The organism is Pseudomonas sp. MT92 (genome assembly GCF_058792515.1).
The window spans coordinates 214089-237318 of the sequence record NZ_JBXAFA010000013.1; the positions used below are offsets into that span (position 1 = coordinate 214089).

19 protein-coding genes are annotated in these 23230 nt (G+C 59.1%); 11 read left to right on the forward strand and 8 right to left on the reverse strand.

The genetic code is table 11. The features are described from left to right. Window positions 1-120: 120 nt before the first annotated feature. Window positions 121-3969: a sensor domain-containing protein gene (locus tag AC1Q6D_RS23720; RefSeq protein WP_103403495.1), complete on the reverse strand. Its 3849-nt coding sequence runs from the start codon at window positions 3967-3969 to the stop codon at window positions 121-123. A 281-nt stretch (window positions 3970-4250) separates the two neighbouring features. Between AC1Q6D_RS23720 and ettA the strand changes: the two genes are divergently transcribed. Both ettA and gdhA read left to right on the forward strand, forming a co-directional pair. Further along, the gene (gene ettA / locus AC1Q6D_RS23725; protein ID WP_047533499.1) at window positions 4251-5915 is read left to right on the forward strand and encodes an energy-dependent translational throttle protein EttA; all 1665 of its coding nucleotides are present in this window, start codon (window positions 4251-4253) and stop codon (window positions 5913-5915) included. Window positions 5916-6292: 377 nt separating this feature from the next. Continuing rightward, window positions 6293-7630, forward strand: coding sequence for an NADP-specific glutamate dehydrogenase (gdhA, locus tag AC1Q6D_RS23730; RefSeq protein ID WP_047533496.1), 1338 nt, complete (start codon window positions 6293-6295; stop codon window positions 7628-7630). Here gdhA and AC1Q6D_RS23735 read toward each other — a convergent pair. The 3 genes from AC1Q6D_RS23735 to AC1Q6D_RS23745 all read right to left on the reverse strand — a co-directional run bounded on the left by AC1Q6D_RS23735 (window position 7627) and on the right by AC1Q6D_RS23745 (window position 10694). Continuing rightward, window positions 7627-8121 carry a GreA/GreB family elongation factor gene (locus AC1Q6D_RS23735; protein ID WP_103403497.1) on the reverse strand — a complete coding sequence of 165 codons (495 nt, stop codon included), beginning with the start codon at window positions 8119-8121 and terminating at the stop codon, window positions 7627-7629. The genes gdhA and AC1Q6D_RS23735 overlap by 4 nt on opposite strands. 134 nt (window positions 8122-8255) lie before the next feature. Next, entirely contained in the window at window positions 8256-10109 is a 1854-nt protein-coding gene (locus AC1Q6D_RS23740; RefSeq protein WP_103403498.1) for an Lnb N-terminal periplasmic domain-containing protein, read from the reverse strand. A 96-nt stretch (window positions 10110-10205) separates the two neighbouring features. Next, window positions 10206-10694: a DUF3015 domain-containing protein gene (locus AC1Q6D_RS23745; RefSeq protein WP_090325302.1), complete on the reverse strand. Its 489-nt coding sequence runs from the start codon at window positions 10692-10694 to the stop codon at window positions 10206-10208. A gap of 278 nt (window positions 10695-10972) precedes the next feature. Here AC1Q6D_RS23745 and AC1Q6D_RS23750 point away from each other — a divergent pair, with 278 nt between their 5' ends. Continuing rightward, a complete protein-coding gene (locus tag AC1Q6D_RS23750; RefSeq protein WP_090466960.1) occupies window positions 10973-13411 on the forward strand; it encodes a Lon protease family protein in 2439 nt (812 codons plus the stop codon). A 319-nt stretch (window positions 13412-13730) separates the two neighbouring features. Beyond that, the gene (locus AC1Q6D_RS23755; protein ID WP_047533476.1) at window positions 13731-14072 is read left to right on the forward strand and encodes a PA4575 family protein; all 342 of its coding nucleotides are present in this window, start codon (window positions 13731-13733) and stop codon (window positions 14070-14072) included. Between the two features lie 3 nt (window positions 14073-14075). On the opposite strand, the gene AC1Q6D_RS23760 is transcribed toward AC1Q6D_RS23755, so the two are convergent. Beyond that, window positions 14076-15905 (reverse strand): hypothetical protein, encoded by a 1830-nt coding sequence (locus tag AC1Q6D_RS23760; protein ID WP_103403499.1) that lies wholly within the window; start codon window positions 15903-15905, stop codon window positions 14076-14078. Window positions 15906-16074: 169 nt separating this feature from the next. Between AC1Q6D_RS23760 and AC1Q6D_RS23765 the strand changes: the two genes are divergently transcribed. The 3 genes from AC1Q6D_RS23765 to bamJ all read left to right on the forward strand — a co-directional run bounded on the left by AC1Q6D_RS23765 (window position 16075) and on the right by bamJ (window position 17760). Beyond that, entirely contained in the window at window positions 16075-16563 is a 489-nt protein-coding gene (locus AC1Q6D_RS23765; RefSeq protein WP_047533470.1) for a TIGR00645 family protein, read from the forward strand. Window positions 16564-16712: 149 nt separating this feature from the next. Further along, window positions 16713-17021: a DUF6482 family protein gene (locus AC1Q6D_RS23770; RefSeq protein ID WP_103403500.1), complete on the forward strand. Its 309-nt coding sequence runs from the start codon at window positions 16713-16715 to the stop codon at window positions 17019-17021. 121 nt (window positions 17022-17142) lie between these two features. Continuing rightward, window positions 17143-17760, forward strand: coding sequence for a BamJ family beta-barrel-assembly machinery protein (gene bamJ / locus AC1Q6D_RS23775; RefSeq protein ID WP_047533466.1), 618 nt, complete (start codon window positions 17143-17145; stop codon window positions 17758-17760). A 53-nt stretch (window positions 17761-17813) separates the two neighbouring features. Here bamJ and AC1Q6D_RS23780 read toward each other — a convergent pair whose 3' ends face one another. The 3 genes from AC1Q6D_RS23780 to AC1Q6D_RS23790 form a co-directional block, all read right to left on the reverse strand. Then, complete coding sequence (locus tag AC1Q6D_RS23780; protein WP_103403501.1) at window positions 17814-18071, reverse strand: PA4570 family protein; 258 nt, start codon at window positions 18069-18071, stop codon at window positions 17814-17816. Window positions 18072-18271: 200 nt separating this feature from the next. Further along, complete coding sequence (locus AC1Q6D_RS23785) at window positions 18272-18613, reverse strand: zinc ribbon domain-containing protein YjdM (protein WP_047533463.1); 342 nt, start codon at window positions 18611-18613, stop codon at window positions 18272-18274. A 114-nt stretch (window positions 18614-18727) separates the two neighbouring features. After that, window positions 18728-19696, reverse strand: a complete 969-nt coding sequence (locus tag AC1Q6D_RS23790; RefSeq protein ID WP_047533460.1) for a polyprenyl synthetase family protein — start codon at window positions 19694-19696, stop codon at window positions 18728-18730. 240 nt (window positions 19697-19936) lie between these two features. Between AC1Q6D_RS23790 and rplU the strand changes: the two genes are divergently transcribed. The 4 genes from rplU to proB all read left to right on the forward strand — a co-directional run bounded on the left by rplU (window position 19937) and on the right by proB (window position 23218). Continuing rightward, window positions 19937-20251 (forward strand): 50S ribosomal protein L21, encoded by a 315-nt coding sequence (gene rplU, locus AC1Q6D_RS23795; protein WP_007950961.1) that lies wholly within the window; start codon window positions 19937-19939, stop codon window positions 20249-20251. A gap of 35 nt (window positions 20252-20286) precedes the next feature. Continuing rightward, complete coding sequence (rpmA, locus tag AC1Q6D_RS23800; protein ID WP_003281574.1) at window positions 20287-20544, forward strand: 50S ribosomal protein L27; 258 nt, start codon at window positions 20287-20289, stop codon at window positions 20542-20544. Between the two features lie 197 nt (window positions 20545-20741). Next, entirely contained in the window at window positions 20742-21965 is a 1224-nt protein-coding gene (cgtA, locus tag AC1Q6D_RS23805) for an Obg family GTPase CgtA (protein ID WP_047533450.1), read from the forward strand. Window positions 21966-22099: 134 nt separating this feature from the next. Beyond that, a complete protein-coding gene (gene proB / locus AC1Q6D_RS23810; protein ID WP_103403502.1) occupies window positions 22100-23218 on the forward strand; it encodes a glutamate 5-kinase in 1119 nt (372 codons plus the stop codon). The last annotated feature ends 12 nt before the right edge of the window (window positions 23219-23230 follow it).

Below are 23230 nucleotides of genomic sequence, written 5' to 3' on the forward strand. Positions count from 1 at the left end.
CAAGCTGCAAGTAAAAGCCGATTCGCCCTTGCTCGCAGCTCGCAGCTCGCAGCTTTTAGCTTGCAGCTTGCAGCTCGCAACCGGTCTTCATGTTTGATTGATTGGAGCGTTGGGCTCCAATCAATCAAACATGAAGAGGGCATCATTGCTGAACTGCGCTGCAAACTTGTTGGCCGGCATCGGGCGGCCGAACAGGTAGCCTTGAACCTCATCGCAACCGTGTTCGCGCAGGAAGTCCAGCTGTTCCTGGGTTTCCACGCCCTCGGCGATCACTGCCAGGTTGAGACTGTGGGCCATGGCGATGATCGCGCGGGCAATTTGTGCATCCTGTTCACCCGAGGGCAGGCCGTCGACGAAGGTTCGGTCGATTTTCAGTACGTCGATCGGGAACTGCTTGAGGTAGTTGAGCGATGAATACCCGGTGCCGAAGTCGTCGACCGCAATGCTCAGGCCGAGGTTCTTCAGGCCGTCGAGGATCTGCATCGCCTCGCAGACTTCGCGCATCAGGATACTCTCGGTCAACTCCAGTTCCAGGCAGGCCGGCGGCAGGCCGGTTTCCTTGAGAATGGTGGCGATCCGCGTACCGAGCTGACCATCCGAGAACTGCCGGGCGGAAATGTTCACCGAGACCTTCGGCACGCGCACCTTGGTCTGGTGCCAGTTTTTCAGCTGGCGACAAGCCTCGCTGATCACCCAGTCGCCGACATCCACCACCAGGCCGAGTTCTTCGAGCACCGGAATGAAGTCCCCCGGCGGCACCAGGCCACGTCGTGGATGGCGCCAGCGCAGCAGGGCTTCGGTGCCGGTCAAGCGTTTGCCGTCGCCACTAAATTGCGGTTGGTAATACAGCACGAATTCGTTTTGCTCCAGGGCGTGGCGCAAGTCGCTTTCCAGCTCCAGACGCTCCAGGGCAGTGGCGTTCATGTCCGCCTGGTAGAACTGGAAGTTGTTCTTGCCTCGTTCCTTGGCGTGGTACATCGCGGTGTCGGCGTTCTTCATCAACTGGCTGAGTTCGTTACCGTCCTGCGGGCTGAGGGCGATGCCGATACTGGCGGTCACGAAGAATTCGCGGCCTTCGAGCACAAAGGGTTTCACCAGGCTGGCGAGTATCTGCTCTGCCACATGAATCGCCCGGTTCAAGGCGATTTGGCGGTTGGCTCGCGGTTGCAGGAGCAAGGTGAACTCGTCGCCACCCATGCGCGCCACGGTGTCGTCATCGTCGACGCAGCCGAGCAGGCGCGTGGCCATGTCCTTGAGCATGCGATCGCCTGCGGCATGCCCCAGGGAGTCGTTGATCGGCTTGAAGCGGTCCAGGTCGAGGAACATCAGCACCACCCAGGACTTTTGCCGTTCCGCCGCTTGCAATGCGGTGTGCAGACGGTCCTGGAACAATGTGCGGTTGGGCAGGTGCGTCAGGGCGTCGTAATAGGCGAGGCGGTGAATCCGCTGTTCGCTGGCCTTGCGCTCGCTGATGTCGGTGAAGAAGCACACGTAACTGGCCAGATCGCCCTCATCATCCAGAACGGCGGTGATGCCGACCCAGGCCGGATAGTGCTCACCATTGCGGCGCTTGAGCCAGACTTCGCCTTCCCAGGTGCTGTGCTGGCTCAGTTGCTTGAGTACATAACGCAGATGGGCTTCCTGCTGCTCGTCGACGGTCAGCATGTTCGGCAACTGGTCGAGGACTTGCTCCACCGCATAACCACTGACGCGGCTGAACGCCTCGTTGGCCTGGACGATATAGCCGGCCGGGTCGGTGATCAGGATCGCCGAGGTCGAGTGTTCAAAAACCGTCGCCGCCATGCGCAGGTCTTTCTCGGCGCGGCGTTGCTGGCTGATATCGCGACCGACCCCCAACACGCCTTCAAACGCACCGTGTTCATCCCAGACCAGCACCAGTCGCAACTCGATGGGAATCTTGCGCCCGTCGGCCCGCAGGCAGTCGAACAGGAACAATTGGGTCTGCACCTGGCTGCGCAACAATGCCAGTTGATCGGGTTTATCCAGCGCTTTGCTGACCCGGTCCATGAGGTGGAATATGCTGGTCAACTGCTGCGGGTTGGCAATGGTCGATTGCCAGCCATTGTTGAAAATCCACTCGACTTCGTAGCCCAGCACCGATAGCACCGACGGGCTGACGTAGTTGAGTGCCAATCGGCTATCGGTGGAGAAAATCACGTCGCTGATGCTTTCAGCGAGCATCCGGTAGCGCTGTTCGCTGTCGCGCAGCGATTCACTGGCTTCGATCTGGTCGGTGATGTCCTTGGCCACGCCGATAATCCGCGTGACCTGGTCGTGCTTGTCCCTTGCCAGAGCCTGCTCGCGAATCTCGAAGCGCCGCCATCCGCCGTTGTGGTGACGAAAGCGCAACTGACACTGCATCAATTGCCGATAACCGGCTTGCCTCTGGGCCTGGCGCGAACGGTGATAGAAGTCGGCGTCTTCGGGGTGCAGCAGGATTTCCCAGAAATACTCGCCCATCTGTTGCAGTTCGGTGCGGTTGTATCCCAGCGTCTGGCCCAGATGGTGGTTGCTGAAGATCATTCGTTGGCTGATCACGTCCTGCACATACAAGTGATCGGGCACGGTTCGCACCACGTCGGACCAGAATCCTTCGCGCTCCAGCAGAGACAGCTCGATGAGTTTACGGCTGGTGATGTCGGTGATGCTCAGGATCACCGCTTTATAGTCCTCGGGATCTTCCGGCAGGCGCAGCACCAGCCACAGATGCTGGTCCCGACCACTGGCGTTCTCCAGTTTGATTTCCAGTTCAAGCTGCTTTTGCTGGTTGAGGACCGCTTCGAGCACCTGATTGCCGATGGCACTGTCCCCAAGCGGGTTGCCGTCGATCAGCAACTTCCAGGCTTGAGCGGGGGTCGTGACGTTGAGCAGTTGCAGTGCAACCTGATTGACTTCGGTTATGCGCAATTCCTGCAACAATTGCCGGCGACTCTGCGGGACCGCCAGCCACGCTTGCAGTTGTTCGGTGTTCTGCAATTGAGCCTTGTCGAAGGCGTTTTTAAGGCCGGATATGTTGAGCACGCACAGTGCGACGCCGGTGCCTTCGAAGATCTCCTGATAACGTCGACGCCCTTCATGCAACTGGCGCTGTCGGCGGCGCATGTTCAACAGGACGATAAACGGCAGCATGGAAAAGGCCAGGCCCAGCAGGCACTTGCCAATGAAGGCCGGCAGCAGTTCTTCAAGTACACGCTGCCGATCGAACAATCCACGTAGTTGCCAGTCGCTGCTGCTCAAGGGCACGGTCAGCACGCTGTTGGCCACATCGTCCTGGGTCAGCGTGCCCGGATTGACCAGGGGAAGGGCTTCATCGCGACTGATGATCTGGTGGTTGAAGCGGTTTTCCACCAGCCACTGCGGTCGGCCGGTCACTTCAGTCAGATTGGTCAGTGACGAAAGAAACGTCGGCTTCAGGCGCAAGGCCCAGTAGCCGCGGGTACTACCGCTGGCCTGATGCAACAGCAGATGCACCGCCGAGCCGTCGATGGCATTGCTGAAGTAGTGACGCTGGGCACCGCTGCGACGGACCAGTTCGCTCAGGAAATCGGCGTCTTCGCTATTGTCGGCGCTGTCATTGAGGATGACTCCGGACGGGCTGAGCAATGCCAGGCTGACCAGGTCGGGCAAGGACTTTTGCAGTTTGCGCAGCAGCTCCTGCTGTTCGTCGGGACTTTGCGGTTGTTCGACGATCGGTAGCAGGTTAAGGGCGATCTGCGCGTTGAGCGCCATGTTCAGGCTGACTTGTGCGGCCAGATCAGCGGTGTAGTCGATGGTGTACTGACGCTGGTTTTTCTGTGTTTCGCGCAACTGATCCAGCAGCTGCCAGAACAGCAACGCGAGCAGCAAGAGTACAAGCGTCGCCAACGCGCCTATGAGCGTTCCGCGCAGGGGAGAGCCGGGCGCCGTTATCGGTGCGCTGGTGGTCAGGGGCGAAGGGACGTTGGACAAACTTTGATCCTGCGGTTTGGCTTGACTGGCGCGACGTGCACTATAAGCCGGACGCCCGAAGGGCGGCTAGCATGCCTTGAGTTGTGGCAAAGTGCCAGTCCCGCTCGGCTGGACGGCCATCTGTCATTCAGGTAGCTTTGCCGGTTACGCGGGAGCGTTCCAGCTCCCAGGGCTTTTTCAGCGCGCACCACCTTGAACGCTTTCAATCGGGCGACGCGCACGGCCTGGCCAGGCATCGCCTGAGCCCTGATCATTCATCTGTCACTGACCCTAGGTTCTCCATGGCTCAATACGTATTCACCATGCATCGGCTGGGCAAAGTTGTGCCGCCGAAGCGGGAAATCCTGAAAAACATCTCATTGTCCTTCTTCCCAGGCGCCAAGATCGGCGTGCTCGGCCTCAACGGTTCGGGTAAATCCACGCTGCTGAAAATCATGGCGGGCGTCGACACCGAGTTCGACGGCGAAGCCCGTCCGATGCCGGACCTCAACATCGGCTACCTGCCGCAAGAGCCGCAACTGGATCCGACCAAGACCGTGCGTGAAGTGGTCGAGGAAGCCGTCAGCGTGATCAAGGACGCGCAAGCGCGCCTGGACGAGGTCTACGCCGCCTATGCCGATCCGGATGCCGACTTCGACAAACTGGCTGCCGAACAGGCCAAGCTCGAAGCGATCCTGCAGGCCAGCGACGGTCACAACCTGGAACGCCAACTGGAAGTCGCCGCCGATGCACTGCGTCTGCCGGCCTGGGACGCCAAAGTCGAACACCTGTCCGGTGGTGAAAAGCGTCGTGTGGCCCTGTGCCGCCTGCTGCTGTCCGCCCCCGACATGCTGTTGCTCGACGAACCGACTAACCACCTGGACGCCGATTCCGTCGCCTGGCTGGAGCACTTCCTGCACGACTTCCCGGGCACCGTGGTAGCGATCACGCACGACCGTTACTTCCTGGACAACGTGGCTGGCTGGATCCTCGAGCTCGACCGTGGCGCGGGCATTCCTTACGAGGGCAACTATTCGGGCTGGCTGGAAGCCAAGTCCGATCGTCTGGCCCAGGAATCCAAGCAGCAGTCGGCCCATGAAAAGGCCATGAAGGAAGAACTGGAGTGGGTGCGCAAAGGCGCCAAGGCCCGCCAGTCCAAATCCAAGGCTCGTCTGCAACGCTTCGAGGAAATGCAATCGCAGGAATTCCAGAAGCGCAGCGAAACCAACGAGATCTACATCCCGGCCGGTCCGCGCCTGGGCGACAAGGTCATCGAGTTCAAGAACGTCACCAAGGGCTACGGCGATCGCGTGCTGATCGACAACCTGTCGTTCTCCATGCCTAAAGGCGCCATCGTCGGTGTGATCGGCGGTAACGGTGCCGGTAAATCGACCCTGTTCCGCATGCTGATGGGCAAGGAAACGCCGGACTCGGGCACCATCGAAGTCGGTGAAACCGTGCAACTGGCGTGCGTCGATCAGAGCCGCGAAGACCTGGACGGCAGCAAGACCGTGTTCCAGCAGATTTCCGATGGCTCCGACCAGATCCGCATCGGCAACTACGAGATCCCGTCGCGTACCTACGTCGGTCGCTTCAACTTCAAGGGCGGCGATCAGCAGAAGTTCGTCAAGGACCTGTCCGGTGGTGAGCGCGGTCGCTTGCACCTGGCCCTGACCCTGAAAGAGGGCGGCAACGTCCTGCTGCTCGACGAACCGTCCAACGACCTCGACGTTGAAACCCTGCGTTCCCTGGAAGAAGCCCTGCTGGACTTCCCGGGCGCTGCCATTGTGATCTCTCACGATCGGTGGTTCCTTGACCGTGTCGCCACTCACATCCTGGCGTACGAAGACGATTCGCAAGCGGTGTTCTTCGAAGGCAACTACACCGAGTACGAAGCCGATCGCAAAAAACGCCTCGGCGAAGCCGCTGCCCAGCCGCATCGGGTACGGCACAAGAAGCTGGCCTGATTCGGGTCGGTGGCATGAAAAAGCGGAGCCTTCGGGCTCCGTTTTTTTTGCCTGGGGTTTTTTTCAGGAGTGCCGAGGCGAATTCATCGCTAGCAGGCTAGCTCCCACAGTGTTTTTTGGGATGTCCGGGATCAGTGTTCCACCGCCGTCCTCTGTGGGAGCTGGCCTGCCAGCGATAGCGGTGTAGCTGTTGGTGCATGATCTGGATCTTGTCTCCCCATTCAGGTGCAAAATAAGCTCAAAAATCAGTCTTATTTATATCCTGCGCACCATTTAATTTCACAAATGCGACATTTTGCGCTGTTCCTGTGCACGAGTCGTTTGTTAAAGTCCGGCCCAAACGCTTCCTACGACAAAAAATTTGCCGAGACTTTTCCATGATCGAATCCGTCGAATCCTTCCTTGCCCGCCTGAAAAAACGCGACCCGGATCAGCCTGAATTCCACCAGGCCGTCGAAGAAGTCCTGCGCAGTTTGTGGCCCTTTCTCGAAGCCAATCCGCACTATCTGACTTCCGGCATCCTGGAGCGCATGTGCGAGCCGGAGCGCGCGATCGTCTTTCGGGTTTCCTGGGTCGATGATCAGGGCAAGGTCCAGGTCAATCGCGGTTTCCGTATCCAGATGAACAGCGCCATCGGCCCGTACAAGGGCGGCTTGCGTTTCCACCCTTCGGTGAATCTCGGGGTGTTGAAGTTCCTGGCGTTCGAGCAGACCTTCAAGAACTCGTTGACGTCGTTGCCCATGGGCGGTGGCAAGGGGGGCTCGGACTTCGACCCTAAAGGCAAGAGCGACGCGGAGGTCATGCGCTTCTGCCAGGCCTTCATGAGCGAGCTGTACCGCCACATTGGTGCCGACGTTGATGTGCCGGCCGGTGATATCGGCGTCGGTGCCCGCGAGATCGGTTTCCTGTTCGGCCAGTACAAACGCCTGAGCAACCAGTTCACCAGCGTGTTGACCGGCAAGGGGCCAAGCTACGGCGGCAGCCTGATTCGCCCCGAGGCCACCGGTTTCGGTTGCGTGTACTTCGCCGAAGAAATGCTCAAGCGTCGCGGTCAAACCGTTGAAGGCAAACGCGTGGCGATTTCGGGCTCGGGCAACGTCGCGCAGTACGCTGCGCGCAAGGTCATGGATCTGGGTGGCAAGGTGATTTCGCTGTCCGATTCCGAAGGCACGCTGTATTGCGAAAGCGGTTTGACCGAGGCGCAATGGCAAGCGGTGCTTGAACTGAAAAACGTCCAGCGTGGACGCATCAGCGAATTGGCCGGCCGTTTTGGCCTGGAGTTCCTCGCCGGCCAGCACCCTTGGGGGCTGAGCTGCGACATCGCGCTGCCATGCGCCACGCAAAATGAACTGGATGCCGAGGCGGCCCGTGCGCTGCTGCGCAATGGCTGCACCTGTGTGGCGGAAGGGGCGAACATGCCAACCACCCTGGAGGCTGTGGACCTGTTTATCGAAGCGGGCATCTTGTTTGCGCCGGGCAAGGCGTCGAACGCCGGTGGCGTCGCGGTGAGCGGGCTGGAGATGTCACAAAACGCCATGCGTCTGCTGTGGACCGGTGGTGAAGTGGACAGCAAGCTTCACGCGATCATGCAGTCGATTCACCATGCGTGCGTGCATTACGGGGAAGAGAACGGCCAGGTCAACTACGTCAAAGGCGCGAACATCGCCGGCTTCGTCAAAGTCGCCGACGCCATGCTCGCCCAAGGTGTGGTTTAAGCCGGTTGAATGCGGATGATCTCGATCAGTTGATCGCCGGCCGGGCGTTGCCACAGCACCTCATCGCCCAGTTGTGCCCCGAGCAATGCCCGGCCCAGGGGTGAACTCCAGTTGATAAGGCCGGCTGCCGCGTCGGCCTGGTCCTCACCGACCAATTGCACGGTTTGTTCGTGGCTGTGCTCGTCTGCGAACGTCACGCGGCTGCCGATCTGCACCTTCGTCGTCGAACTGGCGGGGGTGACGACTTGAGCGCTTTGCAGGCGCTGGTTGAAATACCTCAAGTCGCGCTGAAGATCAGCTTCGCGCTGCTTGTCGGCCAGCTCACCCAGGGCGTTCAGTTCTCCCAGCAGGGTTTGCAGCTCCGCAACCTTCGCCTGCAACTGGGTCAGGCCTGAGGGGGTGACGTAATTGGGTTGCACGCTGACCTGCCGTTCGACCGGCTGATCGGCTTGCGCGGCGGCATTATCTTCATTGACGAAGGCACGACTCATGGTTTTCTCCCGATATAGGGTTTGGGCCATGGTTGCAGGCTTTTAGTTTCGAGGAATGTCTGTGAGCGACCTGTGGCGACTGAAGGGCCCGGGCCGCACGCTCGTCCACAACGGGGTGGCGCGCTGCCTGTGAGCTAGTAGTGATACCACTTCACCTCAAGCATCACTTCGTTCTCGGGCGTGGCCAGGTGGCTGAATTCGCGCTGGGCGCTCAGGCGCAAGCCCAGGTTGCGCGACAGTTCCCACTGCTGGTTCAGGCTCAGGCCACGACGCACTTCGCCGTTGGTGAAGTAATCGCCCTTGGCTTCCAGGCTGAAGTTGCCCAGCGGATTTTTCCACAGCAGGCCCGTGTTGAAACCCGCCGCCGGGGCGATAAAACCGGCGAAGTCATTGTTGTGTTCGACCCGTACCGTTCCCAAGGCAAAACCCAGCAGGTCGTCGCCCAGTTGCCAGGTGCCACCACCGCCGCCGTTGACGTGGCTGACCAGGGTTTCGTCGTCATGTTTGCCCGGGACCCGCTCCAGGCCGCCTGTGACCTGCCACGACAGCGGTTGCAGCAACTCATTGCGCGGTGTCAGGGAGCGGATGGTCGCCAGATCCAGTTGCTGTAACTGCCAGTCATTGCCTTCGTACTGGCGCAATTTGAGCTGGAGGATTTCGATCTGCGCGCCGAGGGGGAAACTTTCGGCGTTGTCGTTGAGGTCGTGATAGGCCATGCGCAGGCCGTATTCACCAAACGCCTTGTCGCCCCGGGTGCCGAGACCGGCCTGCCAGGTGCGGGATTCGTGACCGTCCTCCGGCAGGCTGGGTTGCGGGATGTCCAGCTCCGGTGCCGGGTTCTGATTGATCGCCCGCAGCAGTTCGAAGCTGCGCTGGGCCCGTGCGGGATCGCGTTCCTGTCCATTGGCCCGGTAGCGCTCCAGTCGATAAGCGGCGTCGATGATCAACGCCTGGCGGTCGCGGGGCTGTGCCTTGAATGCCGGGGCCTGCAATTGTTTCTGGTCGGCGCTGACCTTCAGCACCCACTGTTGTTCTTCGGCGGTCAGCGGTTCGGCGCGGCTCAGCAGTTCCCGTTCACGCGACGGCCGATATTGAATGGACTCCACCAGCCCGGCCTCTTTCACCGCTTTGACAGTGTCGGTGGGAATGGCCGTCAGGGGGAATTGTTCGGTCAGGCGCAGGCTCGGGCGAGCCACTTGCAGCAGCTCCAGCAGGCGATAGGAACAGTTTTCGTCGAAGAAAAAATAGTCGAACTTGATCTGTTTCAGTTCCCAGACGTGCTCGACCATGCGCGCCGTTTCTGCCTGGGTCAGGTTCAGCCGGTATTCCCACAGGTCACGGTTTTCCAGGCTGCGGTATTCCGAGAGTTTTTCCTGGTACGGCACCAGCGCAAAGAGGCCCGGATACCCGCCCATCAGGCCTTTCCAGGCATAGAGGATGCTGTTATCCGAGCCTTCGATGTAGGCGCCGAAGTTGATCGCGTAGCTGAGCAGCGAGGTCTTGTCGGTCTGTACGTCAGCCTGATCGATGCGCAACAGGGTGTGGCCGAACATCGAGGAGGGGCTGTTCAGGTAAGCCGCCGGAAAAATCATCACCGCGCTGTGGGGCGAAACATCCTTGAACCACTGCTTGAATTCAGCGCAGTCCACGGTCGGCAGGTCCGTCAGGTTGAGCTGCGCTTTCAGCCAGCGGGTGCGGGCCGGGTAAACGCATTGGGCATGCTGTTCGCCTGCACTGGTCGGGGCATATAGCGCTTGCACGGTGGCCGCCAGTTCGTGATCAGGGTGTTCATTGCCATCGGCGGCGAGGAAGAATTTTTTGTCACTGACGTAGCTGCGCCAGCCGCCGAGCTTGGCGGTTTCGTAATGACCCAGGGAAATCCAGAAAGGGTCGTTGGCCAGTTGCTGCAAACGTTGTGGATCGATGTGAGGCGCGGCGGACAGCGGGGCGCAGATACTGAGCGCCAGCCAGGCAAGGCGTTTGAGCATAAGTGGCAACTTAATTCGAAAAAAAACAAAGACCCAAAGAGGGGCAGGTCCAAAAAACAAAACCCGCTTCCCTGAAGAAGCGGGGTGGCGTCGAGCTTAAGCCTGGGTGGCGTACTTGGCCAGGCGAGGGTCGTTTTTCAGAACGGCCAGCGTGTTGGTATGCACATCTTCAGCGGTCACGTCAGCTTTGCTGAAGATTTGTTGGAAGTGCTCGTGAGTGACGGCGGCGAAGTGCGCACGGTCTTCCGGCGCCACGCCCAGTACCACGGCGTAAGTAGTCAGCGCTTCGCCCTGACCTTTAGCCATGTCTTCGGACAGCTCATTCATCATGCCATTCATGGCGAACCATGATTTGCCGCCATAGGTCAGCGCCGCGTTGGTCGCGCAACCGTTGGTACCGGAAGTCATGCCGAAGGTTGCGTTGCCGGAAGTGCCGTTGGTGGTGGATGCCAGGAAGTGAGCCGGAGTACCACGCTGACCTTCGAACAGCATGTTGCCCCAACCGCAATCCGGACCGCCTGGCGCCTGAGCCATGGCGTTGAGGGATGCAACGGTGAAGAGAGTACCGAGAAGAATCCGTTTCATAGCTTTGTTCTCTTTTAGATGCGTACCAATGGAAAAGGGGGTTTGGCCCGTTCCGGCGCCAGTTGGGCCGGTTATTAGTCCAGCCGCGCAGTTTGGAGTTTAGGCACGATCAAGCGGTTCCGTGATTTTTTGCAAAACATTCGTTGAAAACAGTGAATTGGCGCGGCTCTGTACCGGGGTTTCGACTTCTCTATGCTTTGGGTAAGGCGCTCCTTGCCAGTCGGGCATGGGCAGCGCCAGAATGCCGCTATCTGCCCCGCCTGATGTAAGGAAGCCCGATGCCTGATCCTGTTGCTGCCAGCTTGCGTCTAGCGCCTGAAGCGCTGACCCGTCCGTTTTCCGCTGAACAGTTCAGCTTCTCTACCACTAATGATCTGGAGCCCTTCCGCGGTGTGCTTGGCCAGGAACGTGCGGTCGAAGCCTTGCAGTTCGGTGTGGCCATGCCACGCCCCGGTTACAACGTGTTCGTCATGGGTGAGCCCGGCACCGGCCGGTTTTCGTTCGTCAAACGCTACCTGAAGGCCGAAGCCAAACGCCAGCAGACCCCGGCGGACTGGGTCTACGTCAATAATTTCGATGAGCCGCGCGAGCCCCGCGCACTGGAATTGCCGTCGGGCACCGCCGGCGCCTTCATCGGCGACATCAACGGCTTGATCGACAACCTGCTGGCCACCTTTCCAGCAGTGTTCGAGCACCCGTCCTATCAACAAAAGAAAAGTGCCATCGACCGCGCCTTCAACCAGCGCTACGACAAGGCGCTGGATATCATCGAGCGTCTGGCCCTGGAGAAGGATGTCGCGCTCTACCGAGACAGCAGCAACATCGCCTTCACCCCGATGGCCGAGGGCAAGGCGCTGGACGAGGCGGAGTTCGCCCAGTTGCCGGAAGCCGAGCGTGAACGCTTCCATGACGACATTTCCGCTCTGGAAGAGCGTCTGAACGAAGAACTGGCCAGCCTGCCGCAATGGAAGCGCGAGTCGAGCAATCAGCTGCGCCACCTCAACGAAGAAACCATCACCCTGGCCTTGCAGCCGTTGCTTTCGCCATTGTCGGAAAAGTACGCAGAGAACGCCGCCGTGTGCGGTTACCTGCAAGCCATGCAGGTGTACCTGCTCAAGACCGTGGTCGAGCAACTGGTGGACGACAGCAAGACTGACGCCGTCGCCCGCAAACTGCTGGAAGAACAGTACGCGCCGAGCCTGGTGGTCGGTCATGCCTCCAGCGGTGGTGCGCCCGTGGTGTTTGAGCCGCACCCGACTTACGAAAACCTGTTTGGCCGGATCGAATACAGCACCGATCAAGGCGCGCTGTACACCACCTATCGCCAGTTGCGGCCGGGGGCGTTGCATCGGGCCAACGGCGGTTTCCTGATCCTGGAAGCGGAAAAAATGCTCAGTGAGCCGTTCGTGTGGGACGCGCTGAAGCGCGCCCTGCAATCGCGCAAGCTGAAAATGGAATCACCGCTCGGAGAACTGGGGCGCCTGGCCACTGTGACCCTGACCCCGCAAAACATCCCATTACAGGTCAAGGTCGTGATCATCGGAGCCCGTTCGCTCTACTACACGCTGCAGGACCTCGATCCGGACTTCCAGGAGATGTTCCGCGTCCTGGTGGATTTCGATGAAGATATCCCGATGGTCGACGAGAGCCTGGAGCAGTTCGCCCAGTTGCTCAAAACCCGTACTTCGGAAGAAGGCATGGCGCCGTTGACCGCCGATGCGGTGGCGCGACTGGCGACTTACAGTGCTCGCCTGGCCGAGCATCAGGGGCGTTTGTCGGCACGCATTGGCGATCTGTTCCAACTGGTCAGCGAGGCGGATTTCATTCGTCATCTGGCGAGTGATGAAATGACCGATGCCGGCCACATCGAGCGGGCGCTCAAGGCCAAGGCCACCCGGACCGGGCGTGTGTCAGCGCGGATTCTCGACGACATGCTCGCCGGGATCATCCTGATCGACACCGATGGCGCGGCCGTCGGCAAGTGCAACGGCTTGACGGTGCTGGAAGTCGGCGATTCGGCCTTCGGTGTGCCGGCGCGGATTTCTGCCACGGTGTATCCGGGCGGCAGCGGTATCGTCGATATCGAACGTGAGGTCAACCTGGGTCAGCCGATTCACTCCAAAGGCGTGATGATCCTCACCGGCTATCTGGGCAGTCGTTATGCCCAGGAATTCCCGTTGGCGATTTCCGCGAGCATTGCGCTGGAACAATCCTACGGTTATGTCGATGGCGACAGTGCGTCGCTGGGCGAGGCGTGCACGCTGATCTCGGCATTGTCGAAAACCCCGCTCAAGCAGTGTTTTGCAATCACCGGTTCGATCAACCAGTTCGGTGAAGTGCAGGCGGTGGGTGGGGTCAACGAGAAGATCGAAGGGTTCTTCCGTCTCTGCGAAGCCCGTGGGCTGACCGGCGAGCAAGGGGCAATCATTCCCCATGCCAACGTCGCGACGCTGATGCTCGACGAAAAAGTGCTGACTGCGGTGCGCGCAGGGCTGTTCCATGTCTACGCGGTGCGCCAGGCGGACGAGGCCTTGAGCTTGCTGGTGGGCGAGCCGGCGGGTGAGCCGGATGAGAATGGCGAGTTTCCCGAAGGCAGTGTCAACGCGCGGGTGGTTGAGCGCTTGCGGGTCATCGCGGAAATGATCAGCGAAGACGATCTGAAGGAAGCCGAGAAAGAGGCGGCGCAGGAGGCACTGGTCGAAGCCAAACCGGCCTGATACAAAACAATCCAGGGATTAAACCGCTCCACTGTGGGAGCGAGCCTGCTCGCGATGACGGATTAACATTCAGCATGTTTGTTGATTGTCAGTCTGTTATCGCGAGCAGGCTCGCTCCCACATTTGTTTGTGTGTATCCCAAAGTGCCATCACTCTGGCGTCAATATTCACACAATGACCATTCGGCGCCTTCTGGACTTGCCTGACGTGCTAGTCAGACTTTTCTTCTATTCTCTGCTCAAGGATATCGACAGTAATCACTGGATCGAGACAGCCTTCGCGTGGGGGCTGAATACCGGATCTAACGAGGGTCGCCGCCATGTCGCGCAACCTCTGCCTCACCCGTCAATGCCTGGGCCTTGTGACCCGTATCGAATGCGCCATCAAACCGTTGGCGGGCGATACGGGCATGTGGACCTTACTCTTCGCCGCCGGAATGGCGGGCGAACAACCTTCAGCCATCAAGGCTCAAGGTCCGTTTCATGGACCTTTTGTCGCTGAGTCGATACTCGACACCATCGTTGAAAGCCTGACCTTGCACGGTTATGAACTGGCCGATGACCCGCAGATCTGGTGCCTGCATCTGCAAGCCCAGTTGCGGGAAATCAACGGTGGTCGTTGCCGTAGCGTCGGTGGCTTCGAGTTCCGGCCCGAGCATTAAGCGCTATTGGACCAGATGGGACGTGTCGGCCTTGTCGAGCTTGACCTCGAAACCGTATTGCACGGTGGTGAGGTCAGTTCGCTGATAGGTTTCCAACTGCGTGGGTTGCCCGTAGAAGTAATGCACGGCAAATAATCCGGGGCCTTCTGCACTCGCATCATGGTTGACCGCCAGAATTTCCTTCAGGTAGTTGCCGCTGTCATCCTTGGCGAAAAAACGCCAGTCCTGATCGGGAAACACTTTCAGATCCACTACCAGTGCATTGCCCTTTAGCTCAAGCCCCTTGGGCAGCTGATGGGCGTCGAGGGGCTTTTTCTCGACCGTGGCCAGGAACAGCGGCATGGAGCCCACCACGTAAGCCGGTGTTTCCGGAAACAGGTTCAGGTCATAGGTGATGGTGCCGCGCAGTGGATCGACCTGGTAGGCCTCTGCGGGTAGTTCGATGGGCTCGTCGCGTTTGCCGCGACTGTCCTCGGTGAAGAAACTGACGGGGCTGTCGCCGGGGTTGAAGGACGAGCCGAGCAGTTCGTCATTGAAGCTTTTGAGGTGACTGAATTCGACCCTTGCTGCGCTGGGGTCATCGACCGATTGACTGATGTTGACCCCTTTTTTCAGTTGTTCCTCCGTCAATGCGGCGCCTTTGAGCCAGGTCGACGCCTGGTCGTCATACACCACCACAGGAAAGCTCAGTGGCTGGATGGTTTTCTCCGTGGTGTGGCGGTCGAAGCGACGCACCGGCAGGTTCAGGTCCTTGCGCGTTACGGTGGCTCCGGAAAAATCCAGCAGGCTGACTTCGAGGGTTTCGATCGGCCCGTTGAAGTACACCTTCGAGTAATGGTGGGTTTGTTGCTTTTCAAAGGCGCGCTGTTCTTCGTCGAGTTGTTTGCCGAACGCGTCGGTCCATGTTTTCTGCTGCTGCATTTTTGCCAGCTGTTGTTGGTAGAAGGCGATTTGCGAGGCGGTTTCGTTGATTGACCCCGAGCGCGTGAGAAATTGCCCGGTGGCGTCCCTGGCCTGGACGATCAGCGGGTTCAGTGGGGTTTCGCCAATCTCGGGTGCAAGCGGTGCGTTGTTGTTGAACTCAATTTCGGCGTAGTTGTGGGTCAGCTTGAGCAAGGTGACGCTGAGGTTGTCGTTGGTGCGAGTCTGGCCAACGTCCTTTTTCGTCAAGTCGAAGCTGTAGAGCCGGCGCGGTGCAATGACTTCCAGCTTGCCTTGCAGACTCACCGGTTGTGGCTGGTTCTTGTGGTCGATGTCCAGGCCTTCGATGAACGGGTAGGTCACGGTCAGGTCATCGGGGCTGGTCAGGTTGGAGCTCGACGGGCTCAATTGAATGCCCGGATCGGTTTCCGACCATTCCGGCTGGAAAGCGATGACGCGTTTGTTGTTCAGGGTGACCGACTGCCATTCCAGGCCATGGGGAAACAGGAACGCGGCGGGAATGTTGAAATTGAAGGGGAACACCGGTTGCAGGTCGATCAGGTAGTCGGAGCTGGAGTCTTTGCGCAGCACGAACAGGCCGTTGATATAGGTATCGACCAGGGCCTGGGGCGTGGGGTAGTGCTTGAGTACGGCGAGGGCGTCGTCGCCGTACTCGGTTTCCACGGGTTTGCTGTCCAGCTTGAGCTGCGCGCGTTCCAGCAGCAACAGCGAGCCGCCCAGTTCAGCCACGGCATCCTTGAGTTTAGGGTCGGTGATGGCGTCCAGGGATTTTTCGAACTGCGCGGTCTTTTCCTCGAGGCTGACCTGGCGTTTCTCTTCGCCGGGTGAGCAGGCGCCCAGCAACAGGGCCAGGCAAACTCCAGCACTCGTTAACGTTAGTCGCACATCCATTTCCACTCTTCCTGTCCGATATCACGCGGCTGTCAATAGTTTGGACACTAGCAGAAAAAATTTGACACATACGCGCAGGTGGCGGATTTCTCAACGGTTTCTGGCGGCTTTTGGGCATACACAGGCGACTGTTATACTCGCGGCCATTTCAGACCACGTGTGAGATTCAATGGAACGCTTTATCGAAAATGCAATGTATGCATCCCGCTGGCTGCTGGCACCGATCTACTTCGGTCTGTCCCTGGGATTGTTGGCGCTGGCACTGAAATTTTTCCAGGAAGTCTTCCACGTCATTCCCAATGTCTTTTCGATGGCCGAGTCGGACCTGATTCTGGTGCTGCTGTCGCTGATCGACATGGCACTGGTGGGCGGTCTGCTGGTGATGGTGATGATTTCCGGCTACGAGAACTTCGTTTCCCAGCTGGATATCGACGAACACAAGGAAAAGCTCAATTGGCTGGGCACCATGGATTCGTCTTCATTGAAGATGAAGGTGGCGGCGTCCATCGTGGCCATTTCCTCCATCCACTTGCTGCGGATTTTCATGGACGCCAAAAACGTCGATCCCGAGCATTTGAAGTGGTACGTGATCATTCACATGACGTTCGTGGTGTCGGCGTTTGCCATGGGTTATCTGGATAAGCTGACCAAGCACTGACACCAGGCATGCCCCCTGCGGCGAGCAAGCTCGTTCGCCACAGGGGATTTTGCCCAAACAGACGGGCGGCATCGTTTGTGGCTTGTGCTTTGACGCGCCGAGGCATATCCCTGTAGATGTCTTGGCTCGCCAATGCGTGAGGTGCGTTCATGAACCTGCAAGAGTTGAATGCCTATGCTGTCGCCGGGAAGGTCGATGAGCTGAACCTGATCTCCATGGAAGGCGGTATCTACCTGCTGGAAGCGCGGATGCATGGCGCGGCGTATCCATTGAGCGATGCTCGCGGGCAGATGTTTCACCTGCGTTCGGTCGAGCATGCGCGTGAAGTGCTGCATTCCTTTCCCAAGTTGAATTTCAACCTCGTGCACACCTTGGTCCATGACGAGATGTGCGGGCTGGGTGACGTCGAAGAACACCTGAAGGTGCCGATCGACCTTGGTTCTTCGCGACAGGGCTGACGTCCCTGATCAACACCGTGGCAACTGTGCTAGTCTGCTGGCCCTTTTGGTTCCGGGCGCTCCGGGACGCGCTGTGCACGCACGGCAAGTTCCAGGGCCGTCCGCACAGCGGAGCAGTGTCATGTCCGAAGTAAATCTGTCCACCGACGAAACCCGCGTCAGCTACGGTATTGGCCGTCAGCTGGGCGACCAACTGCGTGATAATCCGCCACCGGGCGTTAGCCTGGACGCGATCCTGGCTGGTCTGACCGACGCATTCGCCGGTAAGCCAAGCCGTGTGGGTCAGGAAGAAATGTCCGCCAGCTTCAAGGTCATCCGCGAAATCATGCAAGCCGAAGCGGCAGCCAAGGCTGAAGCGGCTGCTGGCGAAGGCCTGGCCTTTCTGGCCGAGAACGCCAAGCGTGAAGGCATCACCACCCTGGCTTCCGGTCTGCAGTTCGAAGTGCTGACTGCTGGCGAAGGCGCCAAGCCATCCCGTGAAGACACCGTGCGTACTCACTACCACGGCACCCTGATCGACGGCACTGTGTTCGACAGCTCCTACGAGCGTGGCCAGCCTGCAGAATTTCCGGTCGGCGGCGTTATCGCTGGCTGGACCGAAGCCCTGCAACTGATGAATGCCGGCAGCAAATGGCGTCTGTACGTGCCGAGCGAGCTGGCTTACGGCGCACAAGGCGTTGGCAGCATTCCGCCGCACAGCGTACTGGTGTTCGACGTCGAGCTGCTCGACGTTCTGTAAGACCTGCTGATTACCTGTAGGAGCGAGCTCGCTCCTACAGTGTTTTACGTATTTCATACTTCGATTTTATGGTGCGGTTCAGTGTGCGGGCGCAAGGCCCGGGCATAGCAGAACAGAAACAGATTGCGCACCAGTTCCTTGAGTACCATTGGCTCGCAGGAGCTCAGGCCATTGACGTCCAGATCACCCTGATCCTGCAGTTCGCACAAGGCTTCCTCTTCAAGCACCGCACAGACTTCCCCGGTTTCCCGATGCAGGATTCGCAGGTAAGGGTGTGGGCGGTCCAGCCAGGCATCGATCAAATAAGTCATGCGTCATCTCCATTGAAAAGGGTTTCAATGAGAATAATTCTTATTATCTGAATAGCAAGCATCTATCGACGGATTGTGGCTTTTCCGGGGTAAAGACTGCGCAAGGTCAAAACAGCTGGCGGCTGGCTACGGCGAGAGAGGCGGGGTGGGGGAGGGCGAAGCACCATCCCGCGCTTGGCGCGGGATGGAATACAGCGGAATCAGACTTTTCTGACGAACTCGGATTTGAGTTTCATCGGGCCGATACCGTCGATCTTGCAGTCGATATCGTGATCGCCATCGCACAGGCGAATGTTCTTGACCTTGGTGCCGACCTTGACCACCAGGGATGTGCCCTTGACCTTGAGGTCCTTGATCACGGTGATGGTGTCGCCGTCCTGCAGGACATTACCGACCGAATCCTTTTTAACGGTGTCATCGGACACGGCTTCGGCTTCACCGTTGGCGGACCACTCGTGGGCGCACTCGGGGCAAATCAGTTGGGCGCCATCTTCGTAGGTGTATTCGGAATTGCATTTCGGGCAGGGTGGCAACGTGCTCACTAAGGCTCCTTTGGATTCAGGATCGCTAAAAAGCGCACATTATATAGGGTTTTAGGCGGGAGCGGGCACAGCGCAGGAAAACCTGTGGGAGCGAGCTCGCTCCCACAGTGTCTGTCAGTGCGTGCGGGCGACGGCGAACTCGCTCAGCTCGACCAGGGCATCGCGGTATTCGCTGGCAGGCAGCGCCTCGAGGCATTTGATCGCGCGGGCAACGTAGTCGCGGGCCAGTTGCGCGGTGTAGTCCAGGGAGCCCGAGGCTTCCACGGCTTCGCGGATGCTTTCCAGGTCTTCGATACCCCCTTTCTGGATCGCCTTGCGCACCAGTGCAGCCTGTTCCGGCGTGCCCTCGCGCATGGTGTAGATCAGCGGCAGGGTCGGCTTGCCTTCAGCCAGATCGTCACCGACGTTCTTGCCCAGGGTTTCTGCGTCGCCCTTGTAGTCCAGCAAGTCGTCGACCAACTGGAAGGCTACGCCCAGATGATCACCGAACGTGCGCATGGCTTCAGCCTGCTCCGGCGTGGCTTCGCACAGGGCTGCGGCACTGTGGGTCGAGGCCTCGAAGAGCATCGCGGTCTTGCCGCGGATGACTTCCATGTAGGTTTCTTCGGTGGTGCTGGCGTCACGGACCTTCGACAGCTGCAGCACTTCGCCTTCGGCGATGATGCGCGTGGCTTGCGAGAGGATCTTCATCACCGGCATGGAGCCGAGCTCGACCATCATTTCGAAGGAGCGCGAATACAGGAAGTCGCCCACCAGCACGCTGGGGGCGTTGCCCCACATCGCGTTGGCGGTCGAGCGACCACGGCGCATGCCGGACATGTCCACCACGTCATCGTGCAGCAGGGTCGCTGTATGCAGGAATTCGATGGTGGCTGCCAGCAGGCGCAGGTCGTCGCCTTCGCGACCCAGTGCCTTGCCGCACAACAAGACTAATAAAGGACGCAGGCGTTTGCCGCCGGCCGAGGTGATGTAATCGCCGATTTTCGATACCAGCGGCACTCGGGAAGTCAGCTGCTTCTTGATGATGCCGTCGACGGCGCTAAAATCGTCCGCCACCGCGCGGTAGAAAGCTTGGGGTTGCATCAGCGACAGTTGCTCCAGAAGGGTTGCGCGGCATGCTAGGACCCGCGTCGGCAGGTGTCAAGGCGCGATGGACGGCCTATTGCAAGGCGCTCGTGCCTTGCGTACAATCGCGCACCCTGAACTTCCTGGGCAGCACCTGCCTTACGCAATTGCAAGCGGGCCTTCCAGCCCCATGCAGCCATGCCAGCCAATACCTCTTCTTATAAAGAGCTGGGTGAGCAGGATTATCGGAGAAATACCATGTCTTATGCAGTAATCGTTACTGGCGGCAAGCAGTACAAAGTCGCCCCAGGTGAATACCTGAAGATCGAAAAACTGGAAGTCGCTACCGGCGAATCCGTTACCTTTGATCGCGTTCTGTTGGTTGCCAATGGTGACGACGTGAATATCGGTGCTCCAGTTGTTGCTGGCGCTACCGTTGTGGCTGAAGTGATCTCCCAAGGTCGTCACGATAAAGTCCGCATCATCAAGTTCCGTCGCCGTAAGCACCACATGAAGCGTATGGGCCACCGCCAGTGGTACACCGAGATCAAAATCACCGGTATTCAGGCTTAATTACAGCCTAATTCCTCACTAGGAGAATTGAACTCATGGCACACAAAAAAGCTGGTGGTAGTACCCGTAACGGTCGCGACTCAGAAGCCAAACGCCTTGGCGTGAAGATGTATGGCGGCCAGGCTATCAAAGCAGGCAACATCATCGTGCGTCAGCGCGGCACCCAATTCCACGCTGGCTACGGCGTTGGCATGGGTAAAGATCACACCCTCTTCGCTAAAGTCGAAGGCGTGATCAAGTTCGAAGTAAAAGGCGCCTTCGGTCGTCGTTATGTGAGCGTAGTCGCAGCTTAATTGCGCGATCGCTGGAAAAGCCCTGTCTCGCGACGGGGCTTTTTCGTTTGTGGGGTGAGTCTCTTGCAAAACTGTTTGTATGGGCTGTCGGCGCGCTGGATTGTGCGGTCGTTGATTGAGGTCGCTGCGCTCATTTTTGCAAGAGTCTTATGTCTTAGTGTTTTTCGGCTCGTCCGTATGGCGAGAGGCGTTGTGTTATGAAGTTTGTTGATGAAGTATCGATTCGAGTAAAGGCTGGCGACGGCGGTAACGGTTGCATGAGTTTCCGGCGCGAGAAGTTCATCGAGAACGGTGGTCCGAACGGTGGTGATGGCGGTGATGGCGGCTCGGTCTACATGATCGCCGACGAAAACCTCAATACCCTGGTGGATTACCGTTACACCCGGCACTTCGATGCCGAGCGTGGCTCCAATGGTGGCAGCACCGATTGCACCGGCAAGAAGGGTGAGGATCTGGTTCTGCGCGTTCCGGTTGGCACCACCGTGATCGATTCCGCGACTCAGGAAGTGATCGGTGACCTGACCAAGGCTGGCCAGAAGCTGCTGGTGGCCCATGGCGGCTGGCACGGTCTGGGTAACACGCGCTTCAAGTCCAGTACCAACCGTGCGCCGCGCCAGACTACGCCGGGCAAGCCGGGCGAGCAGCGTGATCTCAAGCTGGAAATGAAAGTGCTGGCGGACGTGGGTCTGCTGGGCTTGCCGAATGCTGGCAAAAGTACCTTTATCCGTTCGGTATCGGCGGCCAAGCCGAAAGTTGCCGACTACCCGTTCACCACGCTGGTGCCAAACCTCGGCGTGGTCAGCGTCGATCGCTGGAAAAGCTTCGTGGTCGCGGACATTCCGGGCCTGATCGAAGGTGCTTCCGAAGGCGCGGGTCTGGGCATTCGCTTCCTCAAGCACTTGTCGCGTACCCGTCTGCTGCTGCACCTCGTCGACATGGCGCCGCTGGATGACACCAGTGCTCCGGACGCCGCAGAAGTCATCGTTAACGAATTGACCAAGTTCAGTCCGTCCCTGGCTGAGCGTGATCGTTGGTTGGTCCTGAACAAATGCGACCAGATTCTTGAAGAAGAGCATGATGCACGCGTCAAGGAAATCGTTGATCGCCTGGAGTGGACGGGTCCGGTCTATGTGATTTCGGCCATCGCCAAGCAGAACACCGAGCGCTTGTGCCACGACATCATGCGCTATCTGGAAGACCGTGCCGATCGTCTGGCCAATGATCCCGCCTACCGTGAGGAGCTGGCAGAGCTCGATCAGCGCATTGAAGACGAGGCGCGTGCCCAGCTGCAAGCGCTGGACGATCAGCGTGCCCTGCGTCGCAGCGGCGTGAAGTCGGTCCACGACATCGGTGACGATGATTGGGATGAAGAAGACGTGGATGACGAAGACGGTCCGGAAATCATTTACGTGCGTGACTGATTCGTTGCGATAAACTTAAGCGCCGCTCAATTGAGCGGCGTTTTGGTATCTGGAAATCGGTTGGTCACGAATAGCCACGAATAACGTCACGGGCAGTGCCAGGTCGCGCTGCCCTCAAGCTAAGGTTGAAGATGATGCGGAGCAAGGTGACAGGTGCGCAGCGTTGGGTCGTGAAGATCGGCAGCGCTTTGCTGACGGCGGACGGCAAGGGCCTGGATCGCGCGGCAATGGGTGTCTGGGTTGAGCAGATGGTGGCCTTGCATGAGGCGGGCGTCGAGCTGGTGCTGGTGTCCTCCGGGGCGGTAGCGGCCGGCATGAGCCGTCTGGGCTGGACTACGCGACCCAGTGCAATGCACGAGCTTCAGGCCGCCGCTGCAATCGGCCAGATGGGGTTGGTGCAGGCCTGGGAGTCGAGCTTTGCCGAGCATGGCCTGCACACTGCGCAGATTCTCCTGACTCACGACGACCTGTCCGACCGCAAGCGCTACCTGAATGCCCGCAGTACCTTGCGTGCGCTGGTGGAGCTGAAGGTTATTCCGGTGATCAACGAGAATGACACCGTGGTCACCGATGAAATCCGTTTTGGCGATAACGATACCCTGGCGGCGCTGGTGGCCAACCTGGTCGAGGCTGATCTGCTGGTGATCCTGACCGATCGCGATGGCATGTTCGACGCCGACCCGCGCAACAATCCTGATGCCAAGTTGATTTACGAAGCGCGTGCCGATGATCCGGCGCTCGATGCTGTAGCGGGTGGCACTGGTGGTGCGCTGGGGCGTGGCGGCATGCAGACCAAATTGCGCGCGGCGCGTCTGGCGGCGCGTTCGGGTGCTCATACGATCATCGTAGGTGGGCGCCTTGAGCGCGTGCTGGATCGCCTGAAGGCGGGCGAGCGCATCGGCACCTTGCTCTCGCCTGAGCGCGGCATGCTGGCGGCGCGCAAACAATGGCTGGCCGGGCATCTGCAAACCCGCGGCACATTGGTGCTGGATGCAGGGGCGGTGGTGGCGTTGTCCCAGGGTAACAAGAGTTTGCTGCCGGTCGGGGTCAAGCTGGTTCAGGGCAGCTTCCGTCGCGGTGAGATGGTGGTGTGCGTGGCGCCGGACGGTCGTGAAATCGCCCGTGGCCTGGCCAACTACAGTGCGCTGGAAGCACAAAAAATCATCGGTCAGTCATCCGAGGCGATTGTCGGTCTGTTGGGTTACATGGCAGAGCCGGAGCTGGTTCACCGCGATAACCTGATTCTGGTCTGAAGGAATATCTGA

Bases quoted from the DNA above. Each gene is read 5' to 3' on its own strand.
- AC1Q6D_RS23765 (WP_047533470.1), top strand. From the start codon at position 16,075: ATGGAACGCTTTATCGAAAATGCAATGTATGCATCCCGCTGGCTGCTG.
- AC1Q6D_RS23740 (WP_103403498.1), bottom strand. From the start codon at position 10,109: ATGCTCAAACGCCTTGCCTGGCTGGCGCTCAGTATCTGCGCCCCGCTG.
- gdhA (WP_047533496.1), top strand. From the start codon at position 6,293: ATGATCGAATCCGTCGAATCCTTCCTTGCCCGCCTGAAAAAACGCGAC.
- ettA (WP_047533499.1), top strand. From the start codon at position 4,251: ATGGCTCAATACGTATTCACCATGCATCGGCTGGGCAAAGTTGTGCCG.
- AC1Q6D_RS23750 (WP_090466960.1), top strand. From the start codon at position 10,973: ATGCCTGATCCTGTTGCTGCCAGCTTGCGTCTAGCGCCTGAAGCGCTG.
- AC1Q6D_RS23755 (WP_047533476.1), top strand. From the start codon at position 13,731: ATGTCGCGCAACCTCTGCCTCACCCGTCAATGCCTGGGCCTTGTGACC.
- AC1Q6D_RS23790 (WP_047533460.1), bottom strand. From the start codon at position 19,696: ATGCAACCCCAAGCTTTCTACCGCGCGGTGGCGGACGATTTTAGCGCC.
- AC1Q6D_RS23760 (WP_103403499.1), bottom strand. From the start codon at position 15,905: ATGGATGTGCGACTAACGTTAACGAGTGCTGGAGTTTGCCTGGCCCTG.
- AC1Q6D_RS23745 (WP_090325302.1), bottom strand. From the start codon at position 10,694: ATGAAACGGATTCTTCTCGGTACTCTCTTCACCGTTGCATCCCTCAAC.
- rplU (WP_007950961.1), top strand. From the start codon at position 19,937: ATGTCTTATGCAGTAATCGTTACTGGCGGCAAGCAGTACAAAGTCGCC.
- rpmA (WP_003281574.1), top strand. From the start codon at position 20,287: ATGGCACACAAAAAAGCTGGTGGTAGTACCCGTAACGGTCGCGACTCA.
- AC1Q6D_RS23780 (WP_103403501.1), bottom strand. From the start codon at position 18,071: ATGACTTATTTGATCGATGCCTGGCTGGACCGCCCACACCCTTACCTG.
- cgtA (WP_047533450.1), top strand. From the start codon at position 20,742: ATGAAGTTTGTTGATGAAGTATCGATTCGAGTAAAGGCTGGCGACGGC.
- bamJ (WP_047533466.1), top strand. From the start codon at position 17,143: ATGTCCGAAGTAAATCTGTCCACCGACGAAACCCGCGTCAGCTACGGT.
- AC1Q6D_RS23735 (WP_103403497.1), bottom strand. From the start codon at position 8,121: ATGAGTCGTGCCTTCGTCAATGAAGATAATGCCGCCGCGCAAGCCGAT.
- proB (WP_103403502.1), top strand. From the start codon at position 22,100: ATGCGGAGCAAGGTGACAGGTGCGCAGCGTTGGGTCGTGAAGATCGGC.
- AC1Q6D_RS23770 (WP_103403500.1), top strand. From the start codon at position 16,713: ATGAACCTGCAAGAGTTGAATGCCTATGCTGTCGCCGGGAAGGTCGAT.